The 11,192-nt window shown below is 68.1% G+C and carries 7 protein-coding genes; 3 read left to right on the top strand and 4 right to left on the bottom strand.

Going from position 1 to position 11,192, the window contains the following annotated elements; all coding sequences use genetic code 11:
* Positions 1–877 precede the first annotated feature (877 nt).
* Positions 878–1,597 (top strand): ATP-grasp domain-containing protein, encoded by a 720-nt coding sequence (locus FB453_RS24680; protein WP_486480418.1) that lies wholly within the window; start codon positions 878–880, stop codon positions 1,595–1,597.
* 307 nt (positions 1,598–1,904) lie between these two features.
* Here FB453_RS24680 and FB453_RS24675 read toward each other — a convergent pair whose 3' ends face one another.
* Together FB453_RS24675 and FB453_RS24670 are read right to left on the bottom strand one after the other, a co-directional pair.
* A complete protein-coding gene (locus FB453_RS24675) occupies positions 1,905–4,292 on the bottom strand; it encodes a galactose-binding domain-containing protein (protein ID WP_145793904.1) in 2,388 nt (795 codons plus the stop codon).
* A 124-nt stretch (positions 4,293–4,416) separates the two neighbouring features.
* On the bottom strand, positions 4,417–5,469 hold the full coding sequence (locus tag FB453_RS24670) for a GDP-mannose 4,6-dehydratase (RefSeq protein WP_186718499.1): 1,053 nt from the start codon (positions 5,467–5,469) through the stop codon (positions 4,417–4,419).
* A 285-nt stretch (positions 5,470–5,754) separates the two neighbouring features.
* On the opposite strand from FB453_RS24670, the gene FB453_RS24665 reads away from it, so the two are divergent.
* Positions 5,755–7,074: a glycosyltransferase family 2 protein gene (locus FB453_RS24665; RefSeq protein ID WP_222431397.1), complete on the top strand. Its 1,320-nt coding sequence runs from the start codon at positions 5,755–5,757 to the stop codon at positions 7,072–7,074.
* A gap of 111 nt (positions 7,075–7,185) precedes the next feature.
* Here FB453_RS24665 and FB453_RS24660 read toward each other — a convergent pair whose 3' ends face one another.
* Positions 7,186–7,809 (bottom strand): TetR/AcrR family transcriptional regulator, encoded by a 624-nt coding sequence (locus tag FB453_RS24660; protein ID WP_186718498.1) that lies wholly within the window; start codon positions 7,807–7,809, stop codon positions 7,186–7,188.
* Between the two features lie 125 nt (positions 7,810–7,934).
* Here FB453_RS24660 and FB453_RS24655 point away from each other — a divergent pair, with 125 nt between their 5' ends.
* Positions 7,935–9,134 carry an FAD-dependent monooxygenase gene (locus tag FB453_RS24655; RefSeq protein ID WP_145793896.1) on the top strand — a complete coding sequence of 400 codons (1,200 nt, stop codon included), beginning with the start codon at positions 7,935–7,937 and terminating at the stop codon, positions 9,132–9,134.
* A gap of 98 nt (positions 9,135–9,232) precedes the next feature.
* Here FB453_RS24655 and FB453_RS24650 read toward each other — a convergent pair whose 3' ends face one another.
* Positions 9,233–11,107 (bottom strand): adenylyl cyclase, encoded by a 1,875-nt coding sequence (locus FB453_RS24650; RefSeq protein WP_145793894.1) that lies wholly within the window; start codon positions 11,105–11,107, stop codon positions 9,233–9,235.
* Between the last annotated feature and the right edge of the window lie 85 nt (positions 11,108–11,192).

Here is an 11,192-nt window from a genome sequence, read left to right as displayed (position 1 = left end):
CTAGACAGCTCCACTCCACAACCGGAGGCCTTCACCTACCTACGACATCAGATCGTGTCGTCACACAATCTCGACCAACGTCCCTGGGCAGTACACCTAGTCCGTCGCCCAACGCTCACGGACCTGATCAACAATCCGAGCTGACGCCAGGCCGGGTGTCGATGGATCTTATGGTCACATTGGGCGCCAGTGGACGCCCTGACGCCTTCGACGCTGCTCTAAGCGCCGGCTCAGCCTGCCTTGCCGTGCGTCGAGGCTGTGCTGCCGTAGTGGACACTCTGCTCCCGTGCCCGGCGTTGTGTCCAGGTCCGCGATCGTTCGCTCTCGTTCGCCGTGTTGGCTGGTCGCTGGACTTCTCGGCAGGATTCATGAGTACCCCACCCGTAGGTTCAGCCCTGGGCCGTCCTGCAAAAGTTGACGACCACGCGGTCGCTGTCCCCACCGGGCCGTTCCCAGCCGTATCCTCCCAGCAGGTGTCAGCGGCTGTGGGGAGAGTCGATGAAGGCTGGCGATCTCAGACTTGGCAACTTGTTCGCTCACGACCACCATGTCGTAATTCCACTATTTCAGAGGCCGTACGTCTGGGGCGAAGACGATAACTGGCTTCTCACGGAGCCCCATTTTCGATGACTTATAAGTTCTGGGCGCTCCGTCCGGCGGGGTCCATCCGCGTCCGCGACCTCGGGCGGCTGCCCCGTGCTGAGCCGCTGGCCGTTGTCCCCTGCCTCGACCCGTTGCTGTCGACAGCCCGCCGCACGCTCGTCGCTGGCCGCACCGGCACGCCTGATAACCGCTGTAACTGTGACGGCGTATTGGGGCAGGATCACTGGCCGTGACACTTGTCCTGCCGCCGCGCCTGACAGCATCGGCTCAGAGCTTGCGCGACGCCGCTCATCGGCGCGGTCTACGCACCGTCCAGTTGCACACCTTCGACGTACCAGCCGGGTTGCGTGCTGATCACCTTCATGCAGGGCCGAGCTTCGCCGACGTCGTCGCACCGGTGCTCGGGATCGCACCTCTGGAGGCGGAACCTGGCTGGCTGACTGGCCTTCCGCGGGACCTTACCCGCCGCGAGATCACTCTGGTCACCATCGGCGAAGCCTACGAACTCCGTCGACCGGCGTTCATCAAGTCGCCCAACGACAAGAACATCCCGGCGATGATCTACACCGACGGCTCCCGCCTCCCCGGCCCGGACGCTGTCGACCGGCAGACTCCAGTGCTCGTCAGCGACATCGTCGACTTCACCGCCGAGTACCGGCTACACCTGCTCGACGGTGTTGTCCACACCGGCAGCCAGTACGCCGCGCACGGCCGGTTGCACCTCGGCCCTCCGTCGACCGACGCACTAGCCTTCGGCACCGATCTCATCGCCGGATACGGGCACACCTTGCCCTCCGCCATCGTCGTGGACGTAGGACTGGTCGACGGCTACTGGGCCGTGATCGAGGCAAATGCCGCATGGGCCAGCGGCGCCTACGTAGCGGATCCAGACCTGGTCCTCGACGTCGTCCTCCGAGCGGCCAGCCCAATGGCTTCGGTCACCGCCCGAGACCGTCAGTTCATCCGACGGCCTCAGCTGACCGCCGCGCTTTAGGCTTATCGAGCGCCTGATGACGGGTAATCCGAGAATGCGCGTCGTCACCGAGCACTGGGGTTTCGCCGGTTCTCGTCGCGGGCAGCTCGCCCATCCCCGCGATAGGTGACAGTCGTCTGACGACCGAAGCAGGTGCATGACTGCGTTGTCCCCGCTGAGCGGGAACGTCAGCAGGGGTAGGCCGCCTCGACACGGCGTACCTCCACGTAACCTTCTCCGCCCTGACGTGGACCTTGGCGAGGTGTGGCTTACGCCCGTTCGATGAGATGGGCGGCCCCCGCTCCCCCGGCGGCCGCCCAAGCCTCGGTCAGCTGGCGTAGACCTCCAGGGTCGACAACTGCCCGGCCGGCCACCCCGTATTGCCGGTGACGGTGATCCGCACGTAGCGCGCCAGCGCGGCGCTGAACGTCAGCGTCACCTGGTTACCGGTGGCCGGGTTGAAGGTCCGCCCCGCCGACCCAACCAGCGTGCTGAAGCTCCCCCCATCAGCGCTGCCCTGCACCGAGAGGGTCTGCGTCCGGCTGGCCCACGCCGACGACGGCGGCAGCTTCAGCACCACCCGCCCAACAGTGCGCGAGGAACCCAGATCGACCTGCACCCACTGCGGGAACGCGCTGTTGGCGCTCTCCCAGTAGCTGTTCGCGTCACCGTCGACCACGTTGCCCGACCCGTAACTCTGGACGTGGCTGCTCTCCGACGTGGATCGACCCCGGGCGAGGTCCGCGTTGGCCGCGGCGTCCGTCGTGACGGTGACCGCCGAGGACGCGCTGGACGTGTTGCCGGCCGCGTCGCGGGCGACGACCGTGAAGGTGTACGCGGTGGACGGGCTGAGCCCGCTGACTGTCGCCGTGGTGCCCGTGACGGTGGCGACGACGTTGCCGCCCTGGCGCACCTGGTAACCGGTCACCCCGGTGTCGTCGGTGGAGGCCGTCCAGGCCAGGGACACGCTCGTCGACGTCTTGCCGGTGACCGTGAGGCCGCTGGGCGCGGTCGGCGGGTTGTCCGGGACGGTGCTGCCGGCGTACACCTCGACCTGGGCGAGTTGGGCGGCCGGCCAGCCGGTGTTGCCGCTGATGATGAGGCGGACGTAGCGGGCCGTGGTGGTCGTCAGCGTGCGGGTGACGGTGTTGCCGGTCGCCGGGTCGAAGGCGAACGCGGAGGCCCCGGCGATGGTGGCGAAGGAGCTGCCGTCGACGCTGCCCTGCACCGTGATGGTCTGGGTGCGCGCGCCCCAGCCGGCGGGCAGCCGCACCACGAGCTTGTTGACCGGGTGGCTGGCGCCGAGGTCGACCTGCCACCAGTGCGGGAAGGAGCCGCCGCCGCTCTCCCAGTAGCTGCCGGCGTTCGAGTCCACAGCGTTCGACGCCGGGAACCCGCCGCCCTGGCTGCTGGCCGAGGTGGATCGGCCGGCGGCCAGGTTGCCGGTGGTCGGTGGTGGAGTGCCGACCATCGGTGGGGTCGGGCGTACGGCGGTGAGCGCGAGCTGCCCCTTGAGCATCCGGCCGCCGTCGGCGGTGATCCGCAGGTAGTAGTCGGAGGAGCAGGCGACGCCGTCCTCGTCGAGGGCCCGGATGTTCGCGCCGGCCGGGGTGGTGGCCTGGGTCTCGGAGGTCTTGGCGATCTGGTTGCCCTCGTTGTATTCGTCGAACATGGACACGTAGAGGCCCTGGGAGCCGAGCCGGACCATGTTGTAGATGTGCCGCCAGTAGAAATCGCCGTGTTTGCGGTGGCCCCCGGCGAGGTCGCCGGGCATCACGCAGGGCAGGTAGTCGATGCCGCGCGCCGCGCAGTCGGCCATGTCGCCGACGTTGACGTTGTTGTAGTAGGAGTCCAGTTCCTCCACGGTCCTGGCCCGGTAGACCATCCACGGGGAGATCGCGTGGAACGAGTGGTAGACGTCGAGGAAGCCGGGGCGGGAGTCCTCGATGCCCTGCCGCCACCAGGTGGGTACGCCACCGATGACGTAGCAGCCCTGGGCCTTGAACCAGTTGATGACCTCCAGGCAGGGCCCGGGGGTGAAGGGACGGCTGGGCTCGCTGAAGCCGAAGCCCCAGATGCAGACGACCGGTTTGCCGTTCTGCCGGGCGTACGCGGAGGACGCGGTGTGCGCGGCCATCTTCGTCGTCCAGTCGGTCTTGATCTCCGATTGGAAGGTCAGCCAGTCGGTGACGTCGTACATGATGTAGAACTTGCGGTTGTGGCGCTCGGCGGCGGAGCGGACCTTCTGGGTCATCGCGTCGCGGGTGGGGCCCTCGTCGCCCATCGGGTTGAACCGTTGCAGCGCGGCGGTGTCGCAGCCGTTCTCCTGCATCCAGCGGAAGTGGGTGTCCACCGTCTGCTGGTCGTACGAGGAGAAGAGGGTGGCCGGCTGGCCGTTGCCCAGGTTGGGGTACGCGGTGGGATAGGTGCGCGTGTACTCGCGCATGTCCGGCCAGGACACGATTGTGGTGTTGGCGGGTGAGGGCGGCTGGAACCGGTCGCGGCCCCAGTGCCACCATCCGCCGATCGGCGCCCCGTCGCCGGGGGCGCTGAACCAGCCCTGGTAGCCGACCGTCACCTTGCCGACCACGTCCCCGGGGGGACTGGCGGCGTGCGCGGGGCTGGACAGGGTGGTGAGCAGCTCGGTGGTGGAGGCGGTGGCGAGGGCGGACCCGGCCAGCACCGATGTGACGAACCTGCGGCGGGAGACCGCCATGAGGACCACTCCTTCGGGACGGAAGGCATTGACGGCCATCGTGGCAGCAGTGGATGCCGACCCGCAAGAGTTAGACTGATCGATGAAAATCCCGATCAGATGACGGGAATTACGCGCTGGGTCGTCAGTGGCTGACGGCCCGCTCCCGCGCCCACAGCGGGGACAGGATCTGGCTTGGGGCCTGGCGGCGGCGGGCGTCGCGCACCGTTGTCCGTACGCCCTCAATGAAGCCAATCTTCGGGTGCCACCCGAGCAACTCTCGCGCCTTCCTGATGTCCAGCGCCATGTTGCGCACCTCGCCCGGCCAGGGCAGCGCCTCGTAGCGGGCCGCGCTGTCGACGCCGGACGCCTCCCGGACCGTGTCGTACACCTCGTTGACGCTCGTCTGCCGACCCGAGGCGATGTTGACCATACCCACACCGTTGTGGTGACACGCGACGGCGATCGCCTCGGCGACATCGCTGACGTGGATGAAATCCCGGGTCTGCGTGCCGTCGTCGTAGATCACCGCTTGCCGACCGCCGAGCAGCGCATCGACCATCAGGGACACCACGCCGCAGTCGCTGCCCTCCTGCCGCGGCCCGTAGACATTTCCGAACACCATCGAGGTGTACGACAGGCCGTGCTGACGCCCGTACCAGTCGAGGTAGTGCACGCCGGCGGCGTTGCTGACGCCGTACGGGCTCGCCGGGGCGATCGGATGGTCCTCCCGGACCGGCAGGTCGTGGGCGGCGACGCTACCGAAGATGGCGCTGCTGGTCGCGTTGATCACCAGCCGTACGCCGCTGCCGGCGCAGGCGTCCAGAACGTTGACGGTGCCGAACACGTTCACGTCGGCGTCGTACAGGGGTGAACGATGGGCCGCGGGAACGCTCGACTGTGCGGCGAGGTGCACCACCACGTCCGGCTGCCACTGGTGGATGATCTCGACACCCTCCGGCGTACGGATGTCACCCGAGACGACGTCCGCCTCGGTCAGTCCGCCGTACGCGGCGTCGGTCAGGTTCTCGATCCGCCCGGTGGAGAAGTTGTCGAGCACCCGGACCTGGCTACCCATCAGCATCAGCCGGGCGACCACGTGGCTGCCGATGAAGCCGGCACCCCCGGTCACCAGCACGCGCCCGGGAATCAGGTCCGTCGGCGGGTCGACACCGACGGCGGTAACGGGCAGGTCCATGTCGGACTCCTCGGAACGACGGAACGGTCGGCCCGCTGCGGCAACCGGACGGCCGGACACGACCGTAACCCACCAAAGGCCACCAAACGGACGATCAGTCCGAAGATATGCGAGTTCTAGTGCGTAAAGGCTTGTTTTACCCATTCATCATTATTCACCCCTTACCGCTAGTACTTTCTCCCCCGGGGGGTGTCCGCCGGCATGCCCTGGGAGCACCGGACACAGAGGGAGGACGGCGTGTTGAGAGAGACTCTGGGCCCGCCACCGCGACAACCGGGCGGTGACGTGACGAACGCTCCCCTGCTGTCGGTACTGCTGGTCAGCTGGAACACCCGCGAGCAGACCCGACAGTGCCTGGAGTCGCTGGCGTCGACCGCCGATCCCGATCTGGACTACGAGGTGGTGGCCGTCGACAACGGATCGTCCGACGGCTCAGCCGACCTGCTCGCCGGCCAACCCCAGGTCCGACTGATCCGCAACAAGCACAACAACGGTTTCGCCGCCGCGGTGAACCAGGCGTACCGACGGGCGAACGGGCAGCTGATCCTGCTGCTCACCAGCGACATCCGGTTGCACCCGGGCGCGCTGTCCCGAATGGTCGACCATCTGCGGGAGCGGCCGGACGTCGCAGGGGTCAGCCCGTTGTACCTCAACCCGGACGGCACCTTCCAGCAGCACTACGTTCAACAGCCCAGCTTCGCCGCCACCATCGCGCTGGTGACCGCGCTGCGCCGACTGCCCGGGTTCCGCCAGGCGCTGCACCGGTTCCAGATGCGGGGCGAGGACTTCAGCCGTCCCCGACAACTCGCCTCGGGCAGCTGCGTGCTGCTGCGCCGCACGGTGCTCGGGCAGCAGACCATCTTCGACGAGACGTTCCCCGTCTACTGGAACGACGCGATCCTCGCGCGGCAGCTCGACCAGGCCGGGCACGAGCTGTGGATGCTTCCGGACGCGGTGGTGACGCACAGCCGTGGCGCGTCCTGTCGGCTGCTCGGGCCGACCATCCGCTTTCGACACCTGCTGGGCAGCCTGGTCGGGTATCTGCGGATGACCCAGCCCCGGTACCGGTTGCCGGTGTTCCGGGCCGTGCTGCTCGCCGACCACCTGGTCAGGCGACTCTTCGGTCGGTCCGTACCGCTGGGCCTGGGCGACCTGTTAGCCGCGCTGCGCGGCGACGTCGGCCCGCTGCCCGACGGTGACACCCGCGACTGGGTGGTGCTGTTCAGCCGAACCCGCTGGTCTGCCGACGGGCATCCGACGGTGCTGGGGCAACTGGCGCCCGGGCAACGGTTGCTCTTCGTCGACCCACCGGGACGCCGGCCGCGCTGGCGGTGCGAGGTGAGCCCGATCGGGTCGGCAGCCTGGCACGCCACCGCACCGACCGCGCTGCCGCTGGGTGATGCGGTGCCGCTGGTCAACTGGATCAACCGGCGGATCGCAGCCGGCGCGCTGCGTGGCTGGCTGGACCGGCACGCCGGCGCCCGCCTGCTGCGACTCGACGACGAGCGCGCCCGGCCGGTGCTCGGCCGCCTCGGCGAGGACGAGTTGCTGCCGGCCGGAGCTCAGAGGCGACCCGCATCAGGTCAACGGCCCGACGCGAGGTGAGGAACGGACCATCCGGCATTGGCCCATTTTCCTACTAACCCAGTAGGAATTCAAGACCGTGAGCGAGATTGCCAACCAACCGTTGACGACCGGCGGGGGCGGTCCTGCGGCTCAAGCCGCGTCAGTGGTTTTCCCTGAATGGGCGGGGTCAGGCCTGCCCTGCTGCGGGCGGAGCCCATCCATGATGACCGACACGTAGGCCTCGGAGAGTGCTCGTGATGCCGACTCCGACCTCGCGATCGCGTAGGTCACCTCGCTGATCAATACGGTGACGACGGCGGCGTCAATGTCGGTACGGATTGCACCGCTGTCGCGGGCCCTGGCGATCAGGTCGAGCCCGACCTTGTTCAGAGCTGCTCGTTGCGCCGTCGTGTCCGGCAGCTGCATTCCGCCGAGCCGCTCTCCCATGATCCAGTGCGCCGACTGGAACGCGATCACCTCGACGAGGAAGCCTCGAAGAGCCTGTTCGGCATTCGGCTCAAGCAGCGCATGCCGGCCGCGCTGAATGAGCGGTTCGAGCAGCTCGGCCACGGCCGCGTCGATGAGGGCCTCCTTGCTGCCGAAGGTGCGCACGACAGTGGCCGCTCCCACGCCCGCCCTCTGCGAGATGGCGTCGACGGTGATAGCGACGCCCCCCTCGACGAAGAGGTCCTTCGTCGCCGCCAGCACACGTTGGCGATTGCGGACGGCGTCCGCCCTGCGTCGGGTCACACCGCTGGCCGCAGGGGTTGACATCTGAAACGTCCATTCCATATCGTAAGTGGAACGTGCATTTCAGTTAGCTTACGAAACCTCACCCGACCACGCAAGCGGCCCATGTGCCACCGGCGTGCTCCTCGCTGCACGGCAAGGAGGAGTCAATGAACCAGCGGATTCTCATCTCCGGGGCCAGCATCGCGGGACCGGCCCTGGCGTTCTGGCTGGCCAGGTACGGTTTTGCGCCCACCGTGGTCGAGCGTGCGCCCCGCCTCCGCGAGGGCGGCAACGGTGTTGACGTACGTGGGCAGGCCGTTGACGTCGTCGAGCGGATGGGGATCATGTCGCGGACCCGCGCGGCGGCGGCCGACGTCATTGGTATGTCCTTCGCGGACAGAAATGACCGAAGTGTGGCCCGCATCGACATGCGGGCGATCCAGGGCAGGGCCGCCAGCTCCGAGGTCGAGATCATGCGCGGCGACCTGGCGGCGATCCTTCACGAGACGACAAAGGACGACGTCGAGTACGTCTTCGATGATTCGATCCGCACCATGGACCAGGACGACGATGGTGTGACGGTCACCTTTGAGCACGGCCCGACCCGCCGGTTCGACCTCGTCGTCGGCGCCGACGGCACACACTCCGCGGTGCGGAATCTGGCCTTCGGCCCGGAGTCGCAGTTCCTCCGGCACCTGGGGCACTACTTCGCGTCCGCCAACGCGGACCCTGGCTTGGGTGAGCAGCGGTGGATGACGCTCTTCAACCGACCAGGCCGGGCCGCGGGGATCTATCGCTCGGGCAACCACGCCGGCGCGAAGGTGAACTTTCTGTTCCGCAGCAAGCCCCTGATGTACGACCACCGGAACGTCGAGCAGCAGAAGCGTCTGCTGAGGGAGGCGTTCGCCGACATGCCGTGGCACGTCCCGGAACTGCTGGCCGGCGCGCTCACCGATCCTGACTTCTACTTCGACGCGTTGAGCCAGGTACGGATGGCGTCGTGGTCATCGGGACGGGTGGCGCTCGCTGGGGACGCTGCGCACTGTGCGTCACCGGCTGCGGGTGCCGGGGCGACACTGTCCCTCATCGGCGCCTACCGACTCGCGGGAGAACTGGCCGCTGCTGGCGGGGATCATCGGATCGCCTTTCGCCGGTACGAACAGGGCCACCGAAAGATGGTCGAGCGGAGTCAGTCGAACCTCTTCATCGGCATGATCGCGCCGAAGAGCACCGCAGGCATCTGGGCTCGGAACACGGTTGCCCGACTCCCATTGCTGGGAGCCATGGCGGGAGTGGAACGACGCCTACAGCCCAGGCTCCTGCCACTGCCGGACTTCGGACCGGCCGCCGGGTCACAGCCGAGCTAGGCGACCACCCGCAGCGGATCAGTCGGGGCCCCGACAAACCAGCCCAGAGGGGCCGGAGCCATCGCCGGCTCCGGCCCCGTCGTTACGCCCGATCCCCGCTACGGGGTCGGGTACTGGGTCAGGTACACCGGAGCGCCGACCTTGGTCATGTCGGCCGCGGCCCCGACGCCGTTGACCACGTGGTCGATCGTGCCGGCGCTGAGGTTGACGGTCATGATGTGGTGCAGCCGCACCCCGGGCCGGTTCGGTACCTCGAAGCCGTTCTCGGTGTGGATCGACGGGTTGTTCTGGTTGAACACGTACACCCCGCCCCCGTACAGGGTGTGGTGACGCACCCGGTCACCGACCTTGTACCCGGCCCAACCCTCGACCGCGCCGTTCATCCAGTCGGCCTGCGTCGGCGGGTCGTACGGCAACTCGTTCTGGTAGAGGATCGTGGTGCCGTGCTCACCGTTCCAGACCGTGTTGTAGCGCTGGAAGTGCTCGACGAACAGCCCGGTCGCTGTCACGTGGTCCCCGTTGATGACGGCGCCGTAGCGACCGGTGTTGGTACGCCAGCGGTCGGTGTCACCGTTGACGCCCTCGGTGAAGCCCTCGACGCCGTGATCACCGCGCCACACCCAGGTGTGGTCGATGAGCACGTTGTCGCTGTTGACCTCCAGCGCGGTGTTCGTCCGCCCGATGTGCGGGCCGCCGACCCGGAAGTACACGTCGGATAGCGTGGTCGGGTTGTGCGGGCTGCTCGCGTTGCGGCCGTGCTCACGTCCGACCCGCAGCAGGACCGGCGACTCGACGAGGCCGGCGTCGATCGTGACACCGGCGACGATCACCCCGGGCACACCGGCCACGTCCAGCGGGATCGCGCCGTTCACGGCGGTCAGCGTGGCGTGCCCGATCCCCAGTACCACAGTGTTCGGACGCCGGACCTCGATGCTGCGGGCGATGTCGTACGTGCCGGGCGTGAGCAGCAGGTGCTTGCCGCGCGCCAACTGGCTGTTGATGACGCGCACCGAGTCCGACGGCTTGGCGATGAAGAAGTCGCCGATCCCGATGGTGCGCCCCGGCGTGATGCCGTCAGCCCAGGAGACGCCCCGGCTGTCGCGCTGCGCGGCGGGCACCCGCACCTGGTAGCGGCCCTTGCCGTCGACGAAGAGGTAGGGCTTCTCCCGGCTGAGCGGGGTGGTCTCGAGTGTGGTGTACGGCGGGTCGGGGAACGTGGCGTCGTCCGGCGCGCCCTCGACCCCCGCGAACACCTGGTTCCACACCGCGTTGGACCAGCCGCCGACCTCGCTGTTGCGGGTCAGCCACTGTTGCTGCGAACCGTTCGTCGTGGCCGGCAGCCGTGAGTCGGCGATGAACCCGCCGCTGGCGTACTGCGGGCCGGCGGTGCAGTAGTCCATCAGCGACAGACCACCGCCGCCGATGTTCAGTCGGCGCATCGACACCGCCTGGGAGACCGCCCAGAAGTTCGCCGACGACCGGCACTCGTCCTGGCCGGCCGCGTTGATGGTGAGCGAGAGGTTGGACAGGGTGCGCCAGAAGTTGACCAGCGCGAGGCAGTTGCCGGTGCCGCCGTCGGCCAGGCAGCGGTTGTAGACCTCCAGCTTGCCGTTGACGGTGACGTCGGTGGGCGAGGCGCCCAGGCCGGACACCTCGGTGTAGTAGCCGACCTTGGCCTGCAACGGCTGCGCGGCCGTGCCGTACGTGCCGGGCTTGAACAGGTAGGCGTGCCGCTCGGTGCCCATCTCGTTGTCGACCTGCCGGGCGTGCGCCGCGTCGAGGGTCTGCTGGATCTCGGCGACCGGCATGGACGGGTCGAAGATGGTCACGTTCGGGCCGAAGTCGGGTGCGCCGTGCGTCGGGCGGCCGGCGACGGCCGCCGTGCTGGTCATCGTGGTGGCGGTGGTCAACATCAGGGCGAGCAGGAGGGTACGACCGGATCTCCGGCGCACTTCTGGGGACGGGGTTGTCATGCGGTTCGTCCTCTCCGCTGGCCGGGCGTACTTCCGGCGCAGCTGGGGGCGGTGAGAGCGCTCTCTGACCCTTGCCGCCGGAGGT

The sequence above is a fragment of the Micromonospora sp. CNZ322 genome (assembly GCF_007827755.1).
Note: the sequence above shows the minus strand (reverse complement) of the source record. Positions and strands in the feature narration are given on the sequence as shown.

Excerpts from the sequence above, each read along its gene's own strand:
- FB453_RS24675 (WP_145793904.1), bottom strand. The coding sequence starts at position 4,292 with ATGGCGGTCTCCCGCCGCAGGTTCGTCACATCGGTGCTGGCCGGGTCC.
- FB453_RS24670 (WP_186718499.1), bottom strand. The coding sequence starts at position 5,469 with ATGGACCTGCCCGTTACCGCCGTCGGTGTCGACCCGCCGACGGACCTG.
- FB453_RS24660 (WP_186718498.1), bottom strand. The coding sequence starts at position 7,809 with ATGTCAACCCCTGCGGCCAGCGGTGTGACCCGACGCAGGGCGGACGCC.
- FB453_RS24655 (WP_145793896.1), top strand. The coding sequence starts at position 7,935 with ATGAACCAGCGGATTCTCATCTCCGGGGCCAGCATCGCGGGACCGGCC.
- FB453_RS24650 (WP_145793894.1), bottom strand. The coding sequence starts at position 11,107 with ATGACAACCCCGTCCCCAGAAGTGCGCCGGAGATCCGGTCGTACCCTC.